This window comes from Streptomyces sp. NPDC048734 (genome assembly GCF_043198675.1).
In the GTDB taxonomy this organism is placed as follows: domain Bacteria; phylum Actinomycetota; class Actinomycetes; order Streptomycetales; family Streptomycetaceae; genus Streptomyces.
In genome coordinates, this window is record NZ_JBICUZ010000002.1 from 334975 (window position 1) to 356851 (window position 21877).

A 21877-nucleotide genomic window follows, 5' to 3' on the forward strand; every position below is an offset into this window, starting at 1 on the left:
ACGCGGACGGCGTTCCGCTTCCTGAACTCCTGGACCCCAGGCCACGCCGAGACGTTCGGTGCGCGGGTTCCTGCTCACGGTGCCGCAGGAGGGGCGTAGTAGGGGTGTGGTGGTCGCGGTGGGATTCGAGACCGGGTTCGAAGGCAATTCCGGCCACGGTGCGTGATGAGCGACTTCGCGCTGTCACGACCGGTGGCTACAGTCACCGGTGGAACATCGTGTGTTTCGCGCTTGGCTCCACGGGGGCGTCGTGTCACCGCGTGAGGGTGGGTCCGTGTCAGCGGCGTCGTCATGGCCTGTCCCGCGCGTTCGACGCGGCGCTGGAAACGGCCGGCACCGGATCGGTGGTCGCCGAACCCGAGGGCGACGACGGGATGCCTCGGCTGCCGACAGGCATGGCGGGTGCCGTGCTCCCGGCCGTCGAGGCACCTGCTTCACGCCAATTCCCTCGTGTGCCCGTGTGCCCGTGTGACCGAAGCGTTCACACACCCCACGCTGCCAGGAGCACCGGGCAGAGGCAGCACGACGACGGGTCGCAAGGAGGGTCCACGCATGGCGTGGGAGGAGTGGGAGCAGATCAAGGCCGCCGCGGGGGAACCGAACCGCACGCGGATGCGGCTCAACCAGCTGCCGGTGGACCAGGGGCCGGGCGGCGCGGCCGGTGATCTGGTGGTCAACCAGGACGACCTCGGCGCGGTCGGCCACGACGCCTACCTGCTGTGGGACGAACTGCGCACGACGTCGGACATCGCGGGCGCGGGGGCCGACAAGAGCGGCGCCGGATCCACGGCCCAGGCGGCGAGCACCCTCACGTCGCACGGTTTCGCCATGGGCGCGGGACTGAGCAGGACGGTGGAGATCTGGACCTCGCAGGCTAAGTCGGTGCTCCAGGCGTGCGCGCACATCTCCAACCACCTCGACTTCACCAAGAAGCTGCACGCCGAGGACGACGCGAAGATCGCCGCCCAGACGGCGGCCGTCGACGGCGGCTCCTTGTCCGTGTCGGTCCTGAGCAAGTACTTCCAGTAGGCAGAGGAACGAACCTGTGGCGCTCACGTACACGGACCTCATCGAGGTCGACCTGGGCAGACTGGGCACGGCCGTCTCCGACTGGGACAGCACCGTGAAAGGGCTGAAGAAACTGGCGGAAAGTGCCCGTACGGGGATGCTGGCGAAGTCGGACGCGGCGCGCTGGGCGGGCGTGAACGCCACGGTCACCCGAGGGTTCGTCGCAAAGACGGCGAAGGAGGTCGCCGACCTGCACACCGAGGCCGGCAGCATCCACCGGGTCCTCGACGACGCCCACACCGAACTCGTCTCGCTCCAGAGGCAGATCAGAGCCGCGCAGGCCGACGCGCGGAAGCGGGGCATCAGCGTCCAGGACCACGGCGACGGCACCGTCCACTGCGTCTACCCGCACGTCCGGGGCGACACGGACGTGCGCACCAAGGAGGAGAACGAGGCCAGGGACGAACTGGAGGGCCGGATCAACCGGATCCTCGCCCACGCCTGCGAGATCGACGCCTCCGTCACCCGCGCGCTGAACAAGAGCCACGGCAACGACGCCCACAACGCCGGGCACAGCTCGTACGAGTCCCTCGACGACGCCCAGGCCGAGCGCGCGGCCGAACTGGCGAAAATCGGACCCAAGATGACCGACAAGCAGTACATGGAACTGAACTCCATCATGAGGTTCAACGCCAGGGACGCGGACTTCTCGACGGACTTCTACAAGTCGCTCGGCGGCCCCAAGGACGCACTCGAGTTCTACGGCCGCATGTCGCTGGCCGGCACGGCCGGGGACGACAAAGAGCGGCTGGCCTTGACGCGGCAGCTCCAGAAGAACATGGGTCTGGCCCTGGCGTCGGCGACCGACCCGGACAACAGGTCGCACCTGTCGGCCAGTTGGTCCACGGAGTTCCGGAAACTGGGCACACAACCGATCCCGCTCCACTCCGCGGGCAGCGCGCCGTACGGCTACCAGATCCTGGGCGGAATGCTGCGCTACGGCAACTACGACGCGCGGTTCATCAACCCCATCGCCGAGCACATCGTGCAGCTGCACCGCAAGGACCCCTACCGGTTCATGGAGAACAAGCCCATGTCCGCGGGCTACGACCTCGACCGGGGCTTCAACCCGTCGGGAAAGAACGGCACCGGCTACGACCCGCTGACCAGCGTCCTGGAGGGCCTCGGGCACAGCCCCGAGGCCGCGAAGAGGTTCTTCACCGACACGCCGACCGTGTACAGGGAGGACGGCACGGTCGACAAGGACGCGACGCTCGGTGATTCCGGCTTCTACTTCGACGAACTGAACAAGCAGGACTTCGAATGGGCCCCGGACAGCCTCGCCCACCCCAGCAGCGACGAGGCGAAGCATGCACGGGAGACGGGCCCGGATGCCCTCGGTCACGCGCTGGAGGCCGCGACGACGGGGGCGGCGTGGGATGCGGATCCGCCGGTGCTGCGTCGGGACGAGGAGACATGGAAGATCATGGAGAAGGTGGTCCTCCGCTACAACGTCGCCTCCGAGGACGGACCGCCGCCCGAGGTCATGAAGGACAGCTTGGCCCGCATGGGCGCGGCGTACATCGACGACCTCAACTATTCGATCAACGACTTCGGCGGCTCGGGTGACCCCCTGAACCGAGACGCGCACTTCGGTAAGAGCAGCGACGGATCAATTCGAACATCTTTCGGCGAAGATCCAGCAGCGAACTTCATGATGCTAGTGGCCGGAGACGCGGACGGGTACCAGACACTGGCCTCGGCTCAGCAGGTCTACATGGGGAGTGGCCTCGCGGCTTTCGAGAACAACCAGGACAACGCTAAATTGTTCGCCGAGAACGCTGCGAAGGTAAGCGGAATCCTCGATGAGTCCCGGTCTCATGGGATTCGCGAGGAGTTCAAGGACGACGAGACCGCGAAGACCCTGGAGAGGACGCAACAGGGAGAGTGGCGCAAGTCCCTGATGACCGGCGTTGTCACGGCAACCGCCGCCGGGGGCACTGCGTTACTCCTGGGCCCGGCCGCCGGCCTCGTCGCCACTACTGTCGTTCCGATCGTATTGGAATCAGGCGTATCGACGGTCAGCACGGCGTACGGCAACCACACGATGCAATATCTCCAGGACACCGAGTACAAGAACGATCCGCAAGCCCTTCAAGCCGTTCAGGGGTTGGAATTGGTCGGCGAGCGGGCAGTAGTTCAGCCCATACTGGGATACGCCCAAACCACAGGCATGAACGACACGGATGCCAAAAATTTCGTCAATGAAATCGAAAAGTCCTACCTGGCTGGGAAAGCAGTAATCTCGAGCAACGAAAAGGTGTCGTAGTGAGGCCTCTTATCCGTATCGCCTGGTGCGGGACGATGGCGGTCCTGACATTTTCGACCGGCTGCGCCGACGAACAGTCCCTGAGCGATAAGTACCCCACTCAGTGGACGACATGTAACGCTCTCTTCGGCGCCAAGAACATGGAGTCTCTGCGGAAAATCCTTGACTCCGATGACCTCAAGTTCAGCAACCCCGAACTCTCCATCGACCAGCTCAAAAATGACCTGACAAAGGAAGCGATTGGCCCCTACGACAAACTTAAGGGCTTTAATGAATACGATGTGTGCGAACTCTCGGGCAACGGCTCTTTCCACGCCACGGCGACATGGGCAGCAGACACCTTGAAGGCGGTACAGACCTACACCGCCCAATGGCATCAAGCGAGCACGGACGTCTACGTAGCCAAGTCCTCCCCCAATCATCTCGTTTTCCGCTGCGATATCAAGAGTGCCACGAGCGGGCAGCAGGAACAGGTGCTCCTCGAGACCAGAAGCTGGGAAACCACCTCAAATATTTTCACAGAAGATTTCCATCAGAAGCTGTCCGTCAATTTGGCCCGAGCATTGAGGGACGAGCTGGAGTGCACCAACAAGCCCGACATTCCCGATGACTTGCAGATCGGTTAATAAACCACTCCGTTCTGTTCAGCCCGCCGCGCGAAACCAGCGTGGATGGAGGGTCGCGCCCGGCTGCTCGGTGCGCGGGTTCGCCCATGCACCCGCGCACCGAACGTCCGGGGTCTACCGGCCCGCCCGGCCCTCGCCCACCCTGCAGCGGAAGCAGCCACAGGGCGGCCACGGCGTGAAGTCCGGCAGAGCGGTCAGTTCTCCACCGCCCTCGTGAGCGCGAGTCGGGGTCAAGGCCGTGCGTCGGCCGTTCCGGTCCACGCGGTAGGTGCGGAGCGTCAGGCGGGAGGTGCCCGGCTCGGGTGGAGTGCCGACGTTCACCGTGGCTCCTCCCCCGTCGACGGGCGGTGGCAGGCGCAGCCGCAGCGGCGTACCAGCAGCAGGCCCCCGCCGTGCGGGAGCGGGATGTCCCGGGCGGTGGCACGTTCCGTGTACGTCCTCGTATCCGGGCCTGCGCGCCAGCGCGCACTCGGGCGACAGCTCCCGCTGGTCCGCTGCAGGGTCGAGTCTCGTGCTCATCGCTCATGCCCGGCTCGGTCGGACGGCCGCGGGGCCGTGAAGACGTCCTGCTGCGGCGGGTAGTGCACGGCGCACGCCTGGCACGCGTACACGGCGAAGCCCGGCCCCGAGTTCTGGTGCACCACCGCGACCACCACGGGAGTTTCCGTGGTCACCTCGCAGCGCACGCACATCCGCACCGGCGGGCGGGGCTTCCTACCTCCCGTTCCCATCACGCCGCCCTCTCCGCCGCGAGCACGTACGGGCGGATCGGAGCGGTGCGGGCGCCGTCGAGCAGCACGGGCAGCCCGTACGGGGAGCGGGCCGTGGGGAGCGGTACGACCACGGGGCCGGGCCGGCTCTCCGGTACGCGGGTCGGGGCCGCTGCGGCGGGGCACGCGCCCGCCCGGCGTCTGCCGGTGCCGGGCCCGAACACGGCCAGGGTCCAGCGCAGCAGCGCATGGATAATGCTCACTGTCATCAGCTCCTCGAAAGCTGGTGGCCACGCCCCCGGACGGCTCCAACCGTCGCGGGGGTCTTCTCGGCTTGGGAGCCTAACCCAACCTGGTCATGCCCTGCCATGGCATGACACGAAAGAGTGTCGCTTACCCTGGCCACTTACGGTCGACTCATGGTGGACATCCCAGAGGGCTACGGCCCGGACGACGAACTGGACCCGGAGGCGGCCGATCCGCTGTACCTGCAACTCGCCGCGGTCCTCACCTCCAGGATCGAAGCCGGCGTGTACCCGCTGGGCCGCTCTCTGCCCGGCGTCGACCGCCTGATGCAGGAGTTCGGCCTCGCCCGAGGAACCGCCCGCAAGTCGCTGGTCCTGCTGGCCGAGCTGGGCTACGTACGCACGGTTGTCGGCAAGGGCTCGTTCGTCATCGAACGCCCGACGGACGAGCAGCCCAACGAAGCTCCCGGCACCGACGTGGCCGACGCATAAGGGGCAGGTCGCGCCAGCAAGCACCCGGCCGTGCGGAACCGGCGGCCCGTACGGTATCGACACGACGCTGAACGGGGGCTCATGCACTTGTGAGGTCCGGCCAGACACTCAGGGCCCCATATGGAGAGGTGGGCCGAGAAATGCTCAGAGCAATGGCGACCGGCAAGCATGGAGTGCATCGACTGTAGGCACGCGTAGTGTGCCTTAGCACATTCTTTCACCTGAAGGCCGACCACATATCGCCTCGGAGCGACCTCTTACGCTCTAGACATGGAGATCGACCGGGACAGCATCGTCCCGATGTACGTGCAGCTCGCTTCCGCCCTGCGCGAGCGCATCCGACGCGGCGAGATCCCTGTTGGCCGCCGCATCCCCTCTCAGCATGAACTCGAGCAGGAGACGGGAGGGGTGGTCAGCCGACGCACCATCAAGTCCGCCGTCGGAGCACTGCAGGCCGAGGGAATCGTCCAAGGGATCCAGGGCAAAGGCGTGTTCGTCATCGCCGTGCCCGCGGACACGTCCGAGGGGGAGTGACTCCACTTGACGGTTCCCAGCGCACAACCACCGGTCCTCGACTTCAACCCGCAGGGGCCCCAGCTCATCTACGTCGCCGTCGCCGACCACGTCGAGGCGAGGATTCGAAGCGGGGAACTCCAGCCCTGCGCCCGCCTGCCCTCGGAGCGCGATCTCGCTCAGGAGTACGGTGTCGCCTACCTCACCGTCCGACGGGCCGCCCAGGTTCTGCGCGAACGAGGGCTCGTCGAGACCGTTCACGGCCGTGGGACCTTCGTCGCCGACCCGCTGCCCGAATCAGCGCCGGCTGTGCCGGGCAAGGGCGAGGGGCCGGTCGGCTGACAAGCAGGACCGCGTCACCGTCTTGCCCCCTCACCCAGAGGGCTGTTGGCGCGGATCGGCCTGTCAGCCCGCCGTCCTCGGGAACGTGACCTCCACTCGGCGGTTCTTCTTGCGGCCCGCTTCGGAGGAGTTGTCGGCAATGGGGTACTGCTCGCCGTAGCCGCGCACCTCGAAGACGACGTTCGCGTCGTTCAGGTCGCCGGCGAGGGCGGCCTGGACCGCGTTCGCGCGCTGCTTCGACAGGACGTCGCCGTGGGCGGAGGAGCCGAGGTTGTCCGTGAAGCCGAAGACCCGGATCTGCGTGGCGTTCTGCTTCTCGATCTCCGCGGCGATCCCGGCGATGCGGGCCTTGGCGTCGGCGCTGAGCTTGGCGCTGTCCTTGCCGAAGAGGACCTCCGCCTGGAGGGCGAACTTCACGTCCGCGTTGGTGTCCTCCCGCCGTTCGTCCCCGGTCTCGTCCTCGACGACCTGCTTGATGTCGAGCACCTTGGGCTCCGCGAGGGTGGCGCCCTCGGGCAGCTTGAGGTCCGGGTCGTTGGGGTCCACTTCCACGGGGGCGGTCGCGGTGGGTTCGGTGCCCGGCGGGACGCTGGGGTCGTCGGCTCGGGCGGGGGGTGTGGTGAGGACGAGCAGGGTGGTGGTGAGCAGGGCCAGGGGCAGGTGACGGGGCGCGAGTCCGGTGTGGGTCATCGGGGCTCACCCGGAGATCTTGACGACCGCGCTGGGGAACAGCGGCAGCTGGAAGGAGACGTCGGCCGTGTCGGCGGGCGGCGAGGGGAACTGGAGGAACACGTCGATGGTTTCCCCGGCCTTGAGCGCCGAGAAGCCTGTAGTCGTCAGTGGACGGCCCTCGGTGTCGCGGAGAACGTAGTAGCGCTTCTTGCTCTTGGAGTCGACGAGGGTCGCGCCCCCCAACGACAGCCCGTTGTTGATGATCTCCGTCTCGTTGCCGCTCAAGGCGGATGGGATCACAACTTTTGTCCCGCTGTCGTTCTTCAAGGTGCCGCTCACGGTGATGAAGCCCCCCGCGTCGCGTACCGCGGAAGTGAGCTGGAGAAGGAGACCGCTCGGGCCCTTAACCTCCGCCAGCGGATCCGCCGACTGGCCTTCCTGTGCACTGGGCTGCGACCCGTCGCCCTTCGGGGCGGAGGTCGATTCCTGGGGCTTCTTGTCGTCGCCGTCCCCGCCGCTGCAAGCGGTCGCGCCGACGGCCAGCCCGGCCACGGCGGCCAGCACGACCATCCCCCTGCCGGCTTTCGCCGTGAACCGCATCCTCATCACTCTGCTTCCTTCTCCACTCGTCGTTCGCTCGTCAGTCGGCCAGGTGGACGTCGAAGAGGTCTTCCGGTGCGGGCAGGTCGGTGAGGTCCTTCGGGTCCAGTTCCCAATCCCTTCCGCCCTCACAGGTCAGCTTCGGAAGTAACTCGCCTTCGCTTCCCTCACCCGGAACCTCGCCTTCGCTTCCCTCACCCGGAAGTTCGAACTCGCACAGCGGCTCGATCACGGCGGTGGCGGAGGCGTGCGACCTCCTGTCCGCCGTACCCGGGACGACAGAGCTTCCGATGGGCTTGTTCGTCCGGACGGTCACGCTGTAGCCCAGAGGGCCGTCCGGGCCGCATTCGACGTTGCCCGCATCGTTCATGGCCGCAAGCTCGAAAGCCCGCCAGCAGGTGTCGTCGGCCCCGTTGCCGTCGAATATCCCCTGCCATTTCGCCGGGTCCCGGACATCCACGATCCAGAGGTCCGCAAGCTGGTCCCTGGTCTCCTGCGCCGCCGCCAATGCCGCCGCATCGGCGGCCGTCTGGGCGCCGTTGCGGTTCACCGCGGCCTGGCCGACCGCGAAGTACGCGAACGCGAGAAAGAGCAGGCCCGCCACCACCGTGAGATAGATGGGGAAGACCTGCCCTGCGTCGCCGTGCGCGCGAGATCGGATCAGGGAGCCACCTTTTCGATCTGTGTCCTGAGCTTGTCCACGATCGTCTGTCCCAGGTTCGTGTTCGCGATCAGCACCACGATCGCCACCACCACCGCGATGATGCCCAGGTACTCGACCGCGGTCTGTCCCCGGTCGCCGCGGCGACGGGCGGCCTCGGCCGTCGTGTTCTTCCAGCCGCTCACCCGGACCTTGGCCGCGACGACGGTCTTCAGCATCAGGTCGCTCATGGCGTTCCCCTCCGTTTGAGGCGTTACCGGCATGAGGAACGTAGAGGGGGACGGGAGTTCCGGCGGAGGGTCCCAGGGCCCAATCGCGGGCCCAACCGGGGGTGCGGCGGCGTGTCACGGGATCACCGCCGTTCCCAGCCACTTGGCCGCCGCTTCCGAGCGGCTGGTGCTGTGGAGCTTGGCGAAGATGCGGTTGATGTGGTTCTTGACCGTCTTCTCGCTGATGAAGCAGGTGGCGGCGATCTGCTGGTTGGTCAGGCCCGCTGCGATCAGGTCCATGATCTCCGCCTCCCTCGCGCTGAGTTGGTGTCCCCGGCCCGACTGTCCCACAAGCGGTTGCACATGCGAAAGCCGTTCGCGGTAAGTCGCAGGAAATACGGTCCCTGAGGAGCCGTCATCATGTGCACTCGCACCGGAGGAGCGGAGGTGGGCGAGTACCGCCGTCGCCGCCGTGGGGGTGAAGTGGGCTCGTCCGGCCGCGATGTCCCGGATCGCGGAGATCAGCTCCGTGACGGTGAACTCACCGTGCACCAGGTAGCCGCCCGCCCCGCGCCGCAGGGCCTCCTGGACGACCTCCGACTCGCTGCTGTAGGTGAGCATCACGACGGGGGCGATCCGCACCAGGTGGGGCAGCGCCGAGAGGCCGTCCACGTCGGGCATGCGGACGTCGAGCAGGACGAGGTCGGGGCGGTGGTGGAGGGCGGCCTCGCAGGCCTGGCGGCCGTCGGCGGCCTCCGCGACGACCGTGATGTCCTCCACGCCGGAGAGGAGGGCGGTCAGCCCGGCGCGGACCACCGGGTTGTCGTCGGCCACCACCACGCGCACCGGCGTGGACGGGGGCGGCGGTGCGAAGGCGTCACCCAAGGGGGTGGCGGGTAGCTGGTCCGGCATCGGGCGGCCTCCTCTCGGGGGGTGGGGTGTCGGGTCGTACGGCGTGCCGGTCATGGTGTCGACGTCGTGAGTGCCGCGAGCGGAAGTTGCAGGAACACTCCGGTGCCGCGGGAGTGAAGACCGTCGCCGAAGCGGATGCGGGCGCCCACGGTCGCGGCCCGCTCCGTCATGCCGACGAGTCCGAAGTGCCCGGTGCGGCGCAGCTGTTCGAGGTCGGTGCCGGGTGGCAGGCCGGGTCCGTCGTCGAGGACGCCGACGTCGAGGAGTCCGTCGCGCACGCCTGCCCGTACCTCGACGTGGGTGGGGTCGGCGTGGCGGTGGGCGTTCTCCATGGCCTCCGCGGCGATGGTCAGGAGGTGTCGGGCCACCGCGGGCGGGACGGGGAGCGTGCCGCGGTCGCCCGTGGGGTGGTAGGTGACCGGCAGGCCGGTCCGGTCGGTGAAGGCGCGGGTGTGGGTTGCCAGTTCGCGCAGGAGGTCGACGCCCTGGTCAGGGTCCGTCTCGCGGCGCAGGTCGGTGAGGAGTTCGCGGGACTCGGCGGCGGCACGGCGGGCGGCGCGGGCGACCAGTTCGGCCTGTTGCCGGACGCGGTCCGGGTCCGTGTCCACCGATCCGGCCGAACGGGCCAGGCCGTCCGCCGCGAGGGCCACGCCGTGCAGGGTCTTGGCGACGGAGTCGTGCATCTCGCGGGCGAGCCGGGCCCGTTCGGCCGCGACCGCCTGGGTCACGGCCAACCGGGCCTTGACCGTGGTCAGGGCCAGGGTCGCGGTGCCGAAGCGGAGCATGAGGCCGCGCAGGGTGGAGCCCACGGCTCCGGTGATGACGCAGAAGCCGGGGAGCAGCAGCCTCTCCGCGAGGCTCGCGCCGGACTCCCGCTCCAGGGTGGCGTGGACCAGCAGCAGGATCAGCGACTGGAGCGAGGCGAAGCAGGCGGCGCCCCGCCAGCCGTAGACGATGCCGGCGAGGAGGGGGGTGCAGACGCTGACGTAGGCGAGCGTGGTGTCGGGGCCCGCGGAGATCAGCAGCAGGGTGCCGAAGAGGGTGTCCACGGCGAGCAGGGTGGGGTGGCGCAGCAGGAGGGGGCCGAAGCGTTCCCAGTCCCGGAAGAGGACGTAGGAACCCATGAAGGTGATGACCACGGCCGCGCCGACCAGGCGGGCTCCCAGGCCCGGTGAGGCGTTGAGGAGGGCGGCCGGGGCGGCCAGGGCGATCATGGCGAGCCGGAAGCCGAAGACCTGGCGGCACATCGCCTGGAGCGCGTTGACCTGGAGCGGTATGGGCGGCTCGGCCTCCCGCCGGCCGGCCGGGGACCCGGCCGCGGGTGCGCCGTCGAGGACGGCGGCGGCGACGGGGGTGTCCGCGGAGTCCGGGCCCGCGGCAGGAGTCCCGGCCACGGCGGCGGCCTCCTCCGCCCGTGTACGGCGGCTGCGGCGCCGCAGCAGGCCGCCGCGTCGCCCCGGAGTGGCTGTCATGGCCGTCATCGCGCTCACCTACTCGCCTACTCGCCCGTGATCGAGCTGAAGTCCGTGCCGGAGCCCAGCAGCATGCCCGCGCCGAGGAGGAGCATCGTGGCCGGGACCATGAACGTCGTGATCATCAGCGTGGCCTTGGGGACCGCGCGGGCTGCCTTGCGGCGGGCGTTCTGCGCGTCCGTACGGCGCATGTCCTTGGCGATCGCGACCAGCGTGTCGACGATCGGCGCGCCCAGTTCCTCGCCCTGCTGGAGGGCGGTGACGAACATGGCGACCTGCTCGGAGTCGTTGCGGCGGCGGAGTTCGGCGAAGGCGTCGCGGCGGCTCATGCCGAGGTCCATCTGGCGGAGCGTGATCCGGATCTCGTCGGCCCACGGACCCTCGTACCGGGACGCGACCCGGTCGAGGGCCTGGCGGAAGCCGAGGCCCGCGCTCACGACGACGGCGAGGACGTCCAGGAAGTCCGGCAGGGTGCGTTCGATCGCGTCCCTGCGGACCCGGATCGCCGCCCAGATGCCGACCTCGGACCAGAACAGGCCGAACGCGGTCATGAGGAGGGCGAGGAAGAAGCTGCCCTGGAGCAGCGCGGCCAGGGCGCCGAGCGCGCCGATCGCCCCGTAGACCGCCCGGCGGGCTGCGTAGCGGTCGATCGTCAGGCCGCCGGGGTTGCCCGCGAGGTCGATCCTGCGGCGGTATCTGGCGACCTGCCGGGGCCCCATGAGCCGCAGGACGGCGGGGGCGTACCGCATGCCGAGGCGGTCGACTAGGGAGCCGACGGCACCGGTGCGGGTGGCGCCGACCTCCAGCGCCAGCGCGAGGTCGCTGGGCAGCTTCACCTCGGCGCGGTACATGCGCAGGCCGGCGAAGACGCCCCAGACGGCGAGGCCCATGACGAGTGCGAGCAGAAGTTCCATGGCGGTCGATTCCTCCCTCGGTCCTGAAGTTCCCGGTCTCCGGCCTCCGGTCCCTCCGGCCTCCGGTCCCCGGTCTCCGGTCCTCAGACGTCGATGCGGGACATGCGGCGGATGAGGACGAAGCCGACGGCGTAGAGGGCGAAGGCGATGATCACGCTGGCCTGGCCGGCGGCCGATCCGGTCATGCGGTCGAGGGTGCCGTCCGCGACGCTGTCCATGAGGAACAGGGCGCCCACCCCCAGCGCCGGCACCGCGTAGGAGGTCATGTTCACCTGGGACAGCTGGGTCCGGACCTCGCGGCGGGTCTCCTTGCGCTCCTCCAGCGTCTCCGTGAGGTTGCGCAGGGCGCCCACCACCTGGCCGCCGGCCCGGTTGGACAGGACGAGGGTGGTGACCAGGACGACGAGTTCGCGGGAGGGGAGGCGGTCGGCGAGTTCGCCGAGGGCGTCGTCCAGGGAGTGGCCGACGGCCAGTTGGTTGGCGACCTTGGCCAACTCCTCTCCGGCCGGGGCCTCCAGTTCCTCCGCGGCCATGCCGATCGCGGTGCGCAGGGCGAGGCCCGCGTCGGTGGCGTTGGCCAGGATGCGGGCCAGTTCGGGGAGTTGGTTGATGAAGCGTTCGATCCGTTTCTGGCGCTGCCAGTTGAGGAACTGCCAGGCGGCCCAGATGCCGAGCAGTCCGGCCAGGGGGCCGAAGAAGGGGGCCAGGGTGGCCTGGCCGATCAGCCACAGGGCCGCGACCGCCGTCAGCATGCAGGCGAGGAACTCCCCCGGCGTCACGTCCAGGCCGGTGGCCGTCAGCCGCAGTTCCAGGGTGCGGCCGAGGTCGGTGCGGCGCAGGCGGCGGTCCAGGGTGCGGAAGCGGCGCCGGCGGCCGGTCGGGGGGACCTGGCCGGTGGCGGTGAGGCGGTCGACGAGGGCGGCCCGCTGGGCGCGGCCCCGCGTGTAGGTGTGCACGCCCGCGACGGCGAGGCAGCAGGTCAGCAGGCTCACGCCGGTGGTGAGGGTGATCAGGTTCTGGAGGGTCATGTGGGGGTCCTGCCTGTCCTGTCCTGTTCCGTTTCCGTCCTGGCCGCGCTGTCGCGAAGGTCTGCTGTCGGGCTGTCTGGCTGTCGGACTACCGGGCTCTCCAGCCACCGAACTGTCGGTCTACCGGGCTCTCCAGCCACCGGGCCGGCCGGACTGCCGGGCTCTCCAGCCACCGGGCCGGCCGGACTGCCGGGCGGCCGGACTGCCGGGTCACCGCGCTTCCCGGGTGGTCAACTCGTCGAGCGTGCGGGCCACTCCGAAGGCCTGCGGGATCGGCTGGCTCGCCATGTAGAGGCGGTCGGCGGCGCGGCGCGGCAGCGGGTGGTACGCGAAGACGCCGTGGATGCGGCCGTCCGCGCCCATCGGCCGGGCGTTGAAGCGGGCGATGGTCGCCAGCCGGTACGGCTCCCCGCCGTGGCTGTCGAGCAGCGCGATCTCCGTCACCCGCCGGGTCCCGTCCGCGAAGCGGGTGAGCTGGACGATGACGTCCACCGCGCTGTTGATCTGGTCGTGCAGGGCGACGAACGGGATCTCCACGTCGGACATGGACGCCAGCGTCTGGAGCCGCATCAGCGCGTCCTCGGCGCTGTTGGCGTGGACGGTGGCCAGGGAGCCGTCGTGACCGGTCGACATCGCCTGGAGCATGTCCAGGGACTCGCCGCCGCGGACCTCGCCGACCACGATCCGGTCGGGGCGCATGCGCAGCGAGTTGCGGACCAGGTCGCGGATGGTGATGCGGCCCTTGCCCTCGACGTTCGGGGGCCGGGACTCCAGGCGGATGACGTGGGACTGCTGGAGCTGGAGTTCGGCCGAGTCCTCGATGGTGATGATGCGTTCGTGCTCCGGGATGAGCCCGGACAGGGCGTTCAGGAGGGTCGTCTTCCCGGTGCCGGTCGCGCCGGAGACGATGATGTTGAACTTCGCCTGCACCAGTGCCGCCAGCAGGTACAGCATCGGTTCGTCCAGCGAGCCGAAGCCGATGAGTTCGTGCAGGGTGAAGGAGCGGGGGAAGCGGCGGATGGTGAGGGTGGGGCCGGTGAGGGACAGCGGGGGGATGATCACGTTGACGCGTTCGCCCGACGGGAGGCGGGCGTCGACCATCGGGTTGGTCTCGTCGACGCGGCGGTTGACCGTGGAGACGATGCGTTCGATCGTCTGCATGAGCTGGTCGTCGGAGGCGAAGCGCAGGGGCAGCTGTTCGACCCGGCCGCCCCGCTCGACGAAGATCGCGTCCGGGCCGTTCACCATGATCTCGGTGATGGAGGCGTCCTCCAGGAGCGGTTCGAGGATGCCGAGGCCCAGCGCCTCGTCGACCACCCTGCGGATGAGCTGCGCGCGCTCCGTCGTGGACAGCACCGGGCCCTCGCGGCTGATGATGTGCCCCAGCACCCGTTCCAGACGGGCCCGGCGCTCGGCCGCCGCCAGCGCGCTCATCTCGGCGAGGTCGATCTCCTCCAGGAGTTTGGCCCGGTAGGAGGCGACCAGGTGGCCGTCCTCGCCCCGGCCGCCGTGCTCCTCGGGCGAGGTGATGCGTGCCCGCAGGCTCATGTCGAAAGCCCTTCCCTCAGTGGTCGACCGGCATGGTGGCCGTCTTGTGGGCCTCACCGAAGTCCCCTATGCCGGGGATGACGGAGGGGATGGTGACGGTGGAGGTGACGCGGACCTCGTCGCCCAGCTCCTCGGGGGCACAGCTGGTGCCGTCCGCGAGCCAGGAACTGACTGCGCCCCGGCAGGCTCCCCCCGCGCCCTCGCCGAGCGACGCGCTGCGCGCCCCGGCCCTGGCCGCCGTACCCGCCTGCTGCGCCGTGTACGCGATCAGGCCCAGTTGTACCGCGGCCAGCGCGACGAGCAGCAGGATCGGCAGGAAGCCCAGGTACTCCAGGGCGACCTGCCCCCGGTCGCGTCCGAGGCGTCCGCGTACCGTGCCGCGTCCGAGGCGTCCGCGTACCGTGCCGTGTCCGAGGCGTCCGCGTCCCATGTCAGTCGCCGTCCTCTTCCTCTACGGCACCGGCGTGCCCCTTCACCTCGAACGGGAAGTCGATCGCGCCCGGGAAGAGGACCGGGACCCGGAGGGTGACGGTCGCCGTCACGTATCCGCCCGCCGTCGGGCAGCTGACCGTGGCCCCGGAGCGCCACGCGTCCGACAGCTTGGCCAGTCCCGCCTGTTCGCACACGGCCTGCCGCTCCCCCCGCTGCGCCGCCGTCCCCGCCCGCACCGCCTCGTCGGCAGCATTCCCCGCGAGCGTGAACGTGTATCCCACGAGCACGAACTGCCACACCACCACCAAGGTCACGATGATCAGCGGGGTCATGCCGAGCAGCTCGACGGTGACCTGGCCCCGGTCGCCTCCGCGCCGCCCCGGTGCCGGTCGCCGTGATGCCGTATCCCGTGGCAGCGGTCGCCGTGGTGCCGTACCCCGTGGCAGCGGTCGCCGTGGTGCCGTACCCCGTGGCACCGGTCGCCGTAAAGCCGTACCCCGTAAAGCCGGACGCCGTGGCACCGAGCGCCGTCGTGTCGATCGCCCTGGTCTCACGTCACTCCCTCCTGCGGCGGAACCCCGCCGCCCCCCGGTCGCCGCCGCGCCCGGCCCGGCCGGACCTGCGGTGCTGCGCGCCCTCCGGGGCCGCGACCAGGCCGAGTTCGCCCGCGAGTGCCCACATGGCCTGGCGGACGGTGCCCTTGCCGTCGAGGGCGTGGACGCGGCCGGCGTCCACGGCGGCCTGGAGTTCCTTGAAGTTGGCGGGGACCGTGGTCGCCGCGACGGGCGTACCGGTGATCTTCTGGACGAGCGCGGGCTGGATCTCCGTGGCGCGGCTGTGTCGGTTGACCACGATCGTCGTCTCCTCGGCCTTGCGGATCTGGAGGCGGTCCCACATGCGGACGGTGCGTTTGGCGCCGCGGACGGCCACCACGTCGGGGGTGGTGACGAGCAGGGCGCGGTCGGCCATCTCGACGGCGGTGGCGCCGGCCCCGCCGAGCTGGGCGCCGCAGTCGACGACGACGACCTCGTAGCGGGAGCGCAGGGCGCCGATGATCTGGCGGGCGGCGCGGTCGGTGACCTCCTCGCCGCGTTCGCCCTCGCCGGGGGCGAGCAGCAGGGCCACGCCGGTGTCGTGGCGGAAGACGGCCTCGGCGAGGATGCGGGGCGAGAGGTCGGTGATCGCGGCGAGGTCGACGACCGAGCGGCGGAACTGGACGTCGAGGTAGGAGGCGACGTCGCCGGCCTGGAGGTCCAGGTCGACGAGGGCGGTGGTGCGGCCGGAGGCCTGGGCGGCGAGGGCCAGTTGGACGGCGAGCAGGGTCGCGCCGACGCCTCCCTTGGCGCCGCTGACCGTGACGACGGTGCCGCCGGCGCCGGTGAACACGTCGCCGCCGTGGCCGAGGTGGCGTCGTACGCCGACCGACCACTGGGCGACGGCCTGGACGCGGTGGGCGAGGTCCTCGTAGCCGAGGGGCAGGGTGACAAGGCCGCGGGCGCCGGCGTCCATGGCGGCGGAGAAGAGGCCGGGGCCGGCGTCGGTGGTGACGAGGATGACGCCGACGGCGGGGAAGCGCAGGGCGACGTCGCGGACCAGTTCCAGGGCGGGGACGGGACCGATGCGCTCGTGGACGATGACGACCTCGGGCAGTTCGTCCACCGACTCGGCGGCGAGGCGGGCGAGGGTGTCGACGAGCTGGGTGGAGTCGGCGGCCGGGGTGACGGGTTCGGCGTCGGGGAGCTGGCTGAGCAGGCTGGTGAGGGAGCGGACCGCGTCCGCGTCGCCGACGGCCGGGAGGATCCTCGTGGGCATGGCGGCGGCCCTCACTTGTCCGTGACGAGTTCGTACGTGCGGTCCTTGTCGGGGACCGTGGTGGGAGTGCCGGGCGCCACCAGGGCGAGCCGGACTCGCTTGGCGAACGACTCGGCGTACGTGATGCGCTGGGCGTCGAGGGTGGACAGCGCGAAGGTGATGGGGACCGCCTCGGTGAGCCGCTGTCCGCGGTCGTCCTCGTCGGGGTTCAGGGCGCGCAGGTCGCCGACGTCGAGGACGCGGGCGTTGGTGACGATGATCTTCGACTGGTCGGGGTCGCTCTCGCGGGCGCCCTCGAAGGTGGCGTAGACGTTGACGGCGGAACCCGGGGTGATCTTCCCGGCGACGCCAGTCGCCGCGTCGATCATGATGGCGACCTCCTGCTGGCCGGCCTGGAGGGCGGGCTGGTCGACGATCATGTCGCTCTGGAGCAGCGAGCCCTTCTTCAGGGTCGTCACGGCGATCTTGCCGCGGATGCCCGCGAGGTCGGTCACCGCGTTCCCGGAGAGCCAGCGCTCGGGCATCTCTATCTTCTCGAACTGGCCCGCGGTCAGGGGTGCGTAGGGCGCCACGTCGGACCTGACCCGGTAGGCGGTGACCTCGGGGCCGACCTTGGACTGCACGTCGTCGATGACGGAGAGGACGCCGGCGAAGGCGCCGAGGGCGCACAGAACCGACAGGAGCAGGAGGATCACGCCGCGGCGCTGACGGGAGTTCATGAACCGGTGCTACCTCGTTGGGAGTCGGATCGAGCGGGCGGTGGCGGGGCGGGCGGGGGCTTGTCGGGCGACGGGGCGGGCGGGGGACTCGGCGGGCGACGGGGGTTTCGGTGGCTTCCCGTTCGGGGGCGTCCGGGGCGGAGAGGAGCTGAGCGCACGGTCGGAGGGCCGCGTCCGGCTCAGCCGCCCGTGGTGAGGGCGCGGTGCGGAGGGCCGCCGCCGGTGAGCGCGCGGGCGGGGCGGGGCTCGGAGGCGGGCGGCGGGGTGGCGGAGCAGAAGACGCAGAGGTCGCCGATGACGTCGACGCCGCACCAGTGGCACACGGCCTGGCGGACCGAGGTGACCAGTTGGTAGAGGACCGACAGGTCGGGCAGGTAGGCGCAGAACTCGATCAGCCTGTCGGTGCCCCACCAGGCGGCGGACTCGGCGGGCGCCTCCGTCTCGCGCAGGCCCTGGGTCCGCCAGGCGGGGGCGAGGGTGCCGGTGACCCAGTCGGACTGGAGCCGGCCGCGGGCGACCAGCATCCGGGTGCCGAACTCGGGTCCGGGCAGGAGGGTTTCGGGCCCGGCCTTCACCAGCTGGGGCTGGGGGTGGGCCAGTACGGCGAACTGGCTGCCGGGCATCCACGACCGGGCGTGCGAGGTCAGGCCGACGGGGACGCGGTCGAGGCGGGCCACGGAGGCGAGGAGCGCGCCGGCGTGGATGTAGTGCGTGAGCAGCCGGCCGGCCGAGGCGAGCACGCCGGGGCTGAGGTCGCAGGAGGCGAGCTGGCGCAGCTGGCGTGCCAGGACCGCGAGTCCGAGGGGCGGCAGGTCCGGCCGGAACAGGGCGATGCGGTCGCTCTCCAGGAGCGAGCGGACGGTGTGCAGCCGCTGTTCGACGGCGGCGGGGACCGCCCGTGAGTACACGACGACGAGGTGCCCGTGCTGGTCGAGGAGGGTCTGGACGTCGGCGACGGCCTGGTCGAGGGGCCGGCGGTCCAGGCCGTCGAGCACGGCGGCGGGCACGGTGCGTTCGTCCTCCGGCGGCAGGGCCAGGTCGGCGCCGGTCACGGCAATGGCAGTTGGCACGCGCAGCTCCCCGATTCCCGCGGTCCGGTCCACCGGGAGTTACTCCGGCGCACCGAGGCGACTTCATTGCGTGACTACCTCAGCACTGTATCCACGCCTCTGTGGCCGGAGAACAGCTTTCCGTGACCCCCTGCGGACGGATCTTCCAGCAAGTCACTCCAAAACGGGGCAAGTTACCCGCGCGAGCCCGCCACGGGCGGACCTCTTGACAACAGAATTGGTCTGGACCAACTTATTGTCATGTCCCCACTTAAAAGATCGGCCCGGCTCTGGTCGGGAGCCGTCACCGCCGCGCTCGCCCTCACCCTCGCGGGCACCGGCCAGGCGTCCGCCGCGGACGTCAACCCGGACGTCAACGCGGACGTCAACGCGGACGTCAACAACGCCAGGAACGCCGGCTTCGAGTCCGGCCTCGGCAACTGGACCTGCTCGGCGGGCAGCGGTACCACCGTCACCTCCCCCGTGCACGGCGGCGCGGCCGCGCTGAAGGCGACCCCGGCGGGCCAGGACAACGCCCGCTGCACCCAGACGGTCGCCGTGCGTCCCGACTCCACCTACACGCTGAGCGCCTGGGTCCAGGGCGGTTACGCCTACCTCGGCGCGACCGGCACCGGCACCACCGACGTCTCGACCTGGACCCCGGACTCCACCGCCTGGAAGCAGTTGTCGACGACGTTCTCCACCGGCGCGTCGACCACCTCGGTCACGATCCACCTGCACGGCTGGTACGGCCAGGCGGCCTACCTCGCCGACGACGTCTCGGTGTACGGCCCCGACGGCGGCGGGGGCACCGACCCGGCCCCCACGGTCCCGTCCGCCCCGGCCGGCCTCGCGGTCTCCGCCACGACGTCCTCGTCCGTCTCCCTGGCCTGGAACGCGGTCTCCGGCGCGACCGGGTACAACGTCCACCGCGACGGTACGAAGGTGACGGCGGTGACCGGCACCTCGGCCACCGTGACCGGGCTCGCGGCGGCCACGTCGTACTCCTTCCAGGTCACCGCGACGAACGCGGCCGGTGAGTCGGTGAAGTCGGCGGCGGTGACCGGGCGGACGGCCGCGACCGGTGGAGGCGGCGGGGGTTCGGTGCCCCGGCACGCCGTGACCGGCTACTGGCAGAACTTCGACAACGGCGCGACGGTCCAGCGGATCTCCGACGTCCCCGCCCGGTACGACATCATCGCGGTCGCCTTCGCCGACGCGACGACGACTCCGGGCGCGGTCTCCTTCACCCTCGACTCGGCCGGTCTGAAGGGCTACACCGTCGACCAGTTCAAGGCCGACATCAGGGCCAAGCAGGCGGCGGGCAAGAAGGTGATCATCTCGGTCGGCGGCGAACGCGGCACGGTGACCGTCAACGACGCCGCCTCCGCCGCCAACTTCGCGAACTCGGTGTACGCCCTGATGCAGACGTACGGCTTCGACGGCGTCGACATCGACCTGGAGAACGGCCTCGACGCGACGTACATGACGCAGGCGCTGCGCTCGCTGTCGGCGAAGGCCGGACCGTCCCTCGTCCTCACGATGGCCCCGCAGACCATCGACATGCAGTCGACGTCCAACTCCTACTTCCGGACGGCCCTCAACGTGAAGGACATCCTCACGGTCGTCAACATGCAGTACTACAACAGCGGTTCGATGCTGGGCTGCGACGGCAAGGTCTACAGCCAGGGCACCGTGGACTTCCTCACCGCCCTGGCCTGCATCCAGCTCGAAGGCGGTCTCGCCCCCTCCCAGGTGGGCCTCGGCCTGCCCGCCTCCACCCGCGGCGCGGGCAGCGGCTACGTCTCCCCCACGGTCGTCAACAACGCCCTGGACTGCCTGACGAAGGGAACCTCCTGCGGCACCTTCAAACCGTCCCGCACCTACCCCGACCTCCGCGGCGCGATGACCTGGTCCACGAACTGGGACGCGACGGCGGGCAACGCGTGGTCGAACGCGGTGGGCCCGCACGTGCACGGGCTGCCGTGACCCCGAGGATCCGAACGAGTGGCGGGAGCCCGGAGGGAAGTTCACCCCGAAGGGCCTCAGAGGCCCGCCGCCCTCGATGAGGCCGACCGCAGCACCGAACCGCCTTCCGGCGGGGCGGCGTTGCGGTCGGCAATGTGCTGGTGTCTTGATACCGGGCATGGCTGATCAGGGGGACGGGAACGGTCCGAAGGCCCACACCCGCAGGTCCGTACTGGACGGCCACGTGGAGATGACCGGACCGGACACGGCGGACGAGCACACCCCTTCGGCCACCCCAAGGGGCTTCCCGTCCCGGAGGACGGAGCACCGCCCTCGCCCGTCCCGGCGTCGCCCGTGCCCCCGGCGTCCCTCCCGGAGACGTCGGTGACCGACCCGGCGGGCCGGACCACCCGCTTCGCCTACGACGAGGCCGGCCACCTGACCGCGGTGACCGACCCTCTCGGCCGCACGACCACGGTGGTGTGCGACCGCGCGGGCCTCCCGCTGGAGATCACGGACCCGCTCGGCGCGGTCACCCGCTACGAACGCGACGCCTTCGGCCGCCCCGTCACCATCACGGACCCCACCGGATCGGCGACCCGCCTGGAGTGGACGGTCGAGGGCCGCCCGGCCCGCCGTACGGCAGCCGACGGCACGACCGAGTCCTGGACGTACGACGGCGAGGGCAACTGCACCAGCCACACGGACCCGACGGACGGCGTCTCCCGCTTCGAGTACACCCACTTCGACCTGCTGACGGCCCGCACCGGCCCGGACGGCGTGCGGTACGCGTTCGACCACGACCTGGAACTGCGGCTGACGAAGGTCACGAACCCCCAGGGCCTGACGTGGACGTACACGTACGACGAGGCGGACCGCCTGACGTCCTGCTCGGCGATGCTCCAACAGTTCTTGCGCGGCAGGTCCGACAGCAACCCCCGCACCAGGTCCCGCACCCGGCGCCGGGGTTCGACCCGCGCGAACCGGCCCGCTGTCCGACCCGTCAGGACCTCGAACGTCTCCTGTCGGCGGGCAGGGTCTACGCAGTCCCTCTCGGCCGTCCCGGACTCTTCGGTCTTCCCGCACCGATGGTCACAAACGGCCGTAATTGACAGTCGTGGGTGCACCCCGGGATAGGCTCCCGTGCCCATGAGCGCCATACGACTCCGGAGACGATTACGCCGGGTGGACAAGCCGGTCGCTGTCATCGTCGGCGTGGGGAACATGCTGCTCTGCGGCGTCCTCTTCGTGATGGTGATCGGCGGGCTGCTGGGCTTCGGGGCAACTACCCGGGAGGAGGAGACCGCCGCTCGGATCCTCGCGGGCAAGATCTTTGGTGGCTGGCTCGCGGGCGGGCTGATGCTGCTCTTCATCCTGGGTATGGCGCGGGCCTTGTTCAGTCACCTGGCCACGATGCTGTCCACGCCCGCCGTGCTGGTCCTGATCTTGATGCTCTTGTAGTGACATGCGGCATGCGATCCAGCAGGCACCGAGGGCCCCGAGCTACGTCGGCGCCCGGCGTCAGACAGGTGACCCTGAGTACCGGAGCGGCCAACTGAGCCACTCAACGGCCAACTGTGGCACCCGGTCACATCACCAGCAAGATCACTATCTAC

Annotated in this window: 23 protein-coding genes and 2 pseudogenes; 9 read left to right on the top strand and 16 right to left on the bottom strand. The window is 70.1% G+C overall.

Annotated features, from left to right (window positions below; translation table 11 throughout):
- Positions 1-552 precede the first annotated feature (552 nt).
- The 3 genes from ACGFQC_RS06710 to ACGFQC_RS06720 are packed head-to-tail and all read left to right on the top strand — an operon-like array spanning position 553 to position 3963.
- On the top strand, positions 553-1029 hold the full coding sequence (locus ACGFQC_RS06710; RefSeq protein WP_363092598.1) for a hypothetical protein: 477 nt from the start codon (positions 553-555) through the stop codon (positions 1027-1029).
- A 16-nt stretch (positions 1030-1045) separates the two neighbouring features.
- A complete protein-coding gene (locus ACGFQC_RS06715) occupies positions 1046-3337 on the top strand; it encodes a hypothetical protein (RefSeq protein WP_363092599.1) in 2292 nt (763 codons plus the stop codon).
- A 35-nt stretch (positions 3338-3372) separates the two neighbouring features.
- Positions 3373-3963, top strand: a complete 591-nt coding sequence (locus ACGFQC_RS06720; protein ID WP_363092600.1) for a hypothetical protein — start codon at positions 3373-3375, stop codon at positions 3961-3963.
- Between the two features lie 730 nt (positions 3964-4693).
- On the opposite strand, the gene ACGFQC_RS06725 is transcribed toward ACGFQC_RS06720, so the two are convergent.
- On the bottom strand, positions 4694-4942 hold the full coding sequence (locus ACGFQC_RS06725) for a hypothetical protein (protein WP_363092601.1): 249 nt from the start codon (positions 4940-4942) through the stop codon (positions 4694-4696).
- A 150-nt stretch (positions 4943-5092) separates the two neighbouring features.
- On the opposite strand from ACGFQC_RS06725, the gene ACGFQC_RS06730 reads away from it, so the two are divergent.
- The 3 genes from ACGFQC_RS06730 to ACGFQC_RS06740 all read left to right on the top strand — a co-directional run bounded on the left by ACGFQC_RS06730 (position 5093) and on the right by ACGFQC_RS06740 (position 6265).
- Positions 5093-5410: a GntR family transcriptional regulator gene (locus tag ACGFQC_RS06730; protein ID WP_363092602.1), complete on the top strand. Its 318-nt coding sequence runs from the start codon at positions 5093-5095 to the stop codon at positions 5408-5410.
- A gap of 270 nt (positions 5411-5680) precedes the next feature.
- Positions 5681-5944, top strand: coding sequence for a GntR family transcriptional regulator (locus tag ACGFQC_RS06735; protein WP_363092603.1), 264 nt, complete (start codon positions 5681-5683; stop codon positions 5942-5944).
- A 6-nt stretch (positions 5945-5950) separates the two neighbouring features.
- Positions 5951-6265, top strand: a complete 315-nt coding sequence (locus ACGFQC_RS06740) for a GntR family transcriptional regulator (RefSeq protein WP_363092604.1) — start codon at positions 5951-5953, stop codon at positions 6263-6265.
- A 63-nt stretch (positions 6266-6328) separates the two neighbouring features.
- On the opposite strand, the gene ACGFQC_RS06745 is transcribed toward ACGFQC_RS06740, so the two are convergent.
- From ACGFQC_RS06745 to ACGFQC_RS06810, 14 genes are all read right to left on the bottom strand, one after another.
- Positions 6329-6955 (bottom strand): OmpA family protein, encoded by a 627-nt coding sequence (locus ACGFQC_RS06745; protein WP_363092605.1) that lies wholly within the window; start codon positions 6953-6955, stop codon positions 6329-6331.
- Between the two features lie 6 nt (positions 6956-6961).
- Complete coding sequence (locus ACGFQC_RS06750) at positions 6962-7543, bottom strand: hypothetical protein (protein WP_363092606.1); 582 nt, start codon at positions 7541-7543, stop codon at positions 6962-6964.
- 34 nt (positions 7544-7577) lie between these two features.
- Positions 7578-8198, bottom strand: coding sequence for a pilus assembly protein TadG-related protein (locus ACGFQC_RS06755; protein ID WP_363092641.1), 621 nt, complete (start codon positions 8196-8198; stop codon positions 7578-7580).
- The gene (locus ACGFQC_RS06760) at positions 8198-8428 is read right to left on the bottom strand and encodes a Flp family type IVb pilin (RefSeq protein ID WP_363092607.1); all 231 of its coding nucleotides are present in this window, start codon (positions 8426-8428) and stop codon (positions 8198-8200) included. The genes ACGFQC_RS06755 and ACGFQC_RS06760 overlap by 1 nt, the downstream gene beginning before the upstream one ends.
- Positions 8429-8542: 114 nt before the next feature.
- Complete coding sequence (locus tag ACGFQC_RS06765; protein ID WP_363092608.1) at positions 8543-9319, bottom strand: response regulator transcription factor; 777 nt, start codon at positions 9317-9319, stop codon at positions 8543-8545.
- A 50-nt stretch (positions 9320-9369) separates the two neighbouring features.
- Positions 9370-10800 (bottom strand): sensor histidine kinase, encoded by a 1431-nt coding sequence (locus ACGFQC_RS06770; protein WP_393287900.1) that lies wholly within the window; start codon positions 10798-10800, stop codon positions 9370-9372.
- Positions 10801-10817: 17 nt separating this feature from the next.
- Entirely contained in the window at positions 10818-11705 is an 888-nt protein-coding gene (locus tag ACGFQC_RS06775; RefSeq protein WP_363092609.1) for a DUF5936 domain-containing protein, read from the bottom strand.
- Positions 11706-11788: 83 nt separating this feature from the next.
- On the bottom strand, positions 11789-12733 hold the full coding sequence (locus ACGFQC_RS06780; RefSeq protein WP_363092610.1) for a type II secretion system F family protein: 945 nt from the start codon (positions 12731-12733) through the stop codon (positions 11789-11791).
- A 210-nt stretch (positions 12734-12943) separates the two neighbouring features.
- Entirely contained in the window at positions 12944-14281 is a 1338-nt protein-coding gene (locus ACGFQC_RS06785; RefSeq protein ID WP_363092611.1) for a CpaF family protein, read from the bottom strand.
- 16 nt (positions 14282-14297) lie between these two features.
- Positions 14298-14711, bottom strand: a complete 414-nt coding sequence (locus ACGFQC_RS06790) for a TadE/TadG family type IV pilus assembly protein (RefSeq protein ID WP_363092612.1) — start codon at positions 14709-14711, stop codon at positions 14298-14300.
- Between the two features lies 1 nt (position 14712).
- A complete protein-coding gene (locus ACGFQC_RS06795; RefSeq protein ID WP_363092613.1) occupies positions 14713-15045 on the bottom strand; it encodes a pilus assembly protein in 333 nt (110 codons plus the stop codon).
- Between the two features lie 223 nt (positions 15046-15268).
- On the bottom strand, positions 15269-16525 hold the full coding sequence (locus ACGFQC_RS06800; RefSeq protein ID WP_363092614.1) for an AAA family ATPase: 1257 nt from the start codon (positions 16523-16525) through the stop codon (positions 15269-15271).
- Between the two features lie 11 nt (positions 16526-16536).
- Complete coding sequence (gene cpaB / locus ACGFQC_RS06805; RefSeq protein ID WP_363092615.1) at positions 16537-17244, bottom strand: Flp pilus assembly protein CpaB; 708 nt, start codon at positions 17242-17244, stop codon at positions 16537-16539.
- 179 nt (positions 17245-17423) lie between these two features.
- Positions 17424-18314 carry a hypothetical protein gene (locus ACGFQC_RS06810; protein WP_363092616.1) on the bottom strand — a complete coding sequence of 297 codons (891 nt, stop codon included), beginning with the start codon at positions 18312-18314 and terminating at the stop codon, positions 17424-17426.
- Between the two features lie 240 nt (positions 18315-18554).
- On the opposite strand from ACGFQC_RS06810, the gene ACGFQC_RS06815 reads away from it, so the two are divergent.
- Together ACGFQC_RS06815 and ACGFQC_RS06820 are read left to right on the top strand one after the other, a co-directional pair.
- Entirely contained in the window at positions 18555-20282 is a 1728-nt protein-coding gene (locus ACGFQC_RS06815; RefSeq protein WP_363092617.1) for a glycoside hydrolase family 18 protein, read from the top strand.
- Between the two features lie 357 nt (positions 20283-20639).
- Positions 20640-21144 (top strand): annotated as a pseudogene (locus ACGFQC_RS06820) (type IV secretion protein Rhs); the annotation flags it as partial.
- 7 nt (positions 21145-21151) lie between these two features.
- Here the strand turns inward: ACGFQC_RS06820 and ACGFQC_RS06825 are convergent.
- Positions 21152-21412 (bottom strand): annotated as a pseudogene (locus ACGFQC_RS06825) (hypothetical protein); the annotation flags it as partial.
- Between the two features lie 34 nt (positions 21413-21446).
- Here ACGFQC_RS06825 and ACGFQC_RS06830 point away from each other — a divergent pair.
- Entirely contained in the window at positions 21447-21722 is a 276-nt protein-coding gene (locus tag ACGFQC_RS06830; protein ID WP_363092618.1) for a hypothetical protein, read from the top strand.
- Positions 21723-21877: the final 155 nt, after the last annotated feature.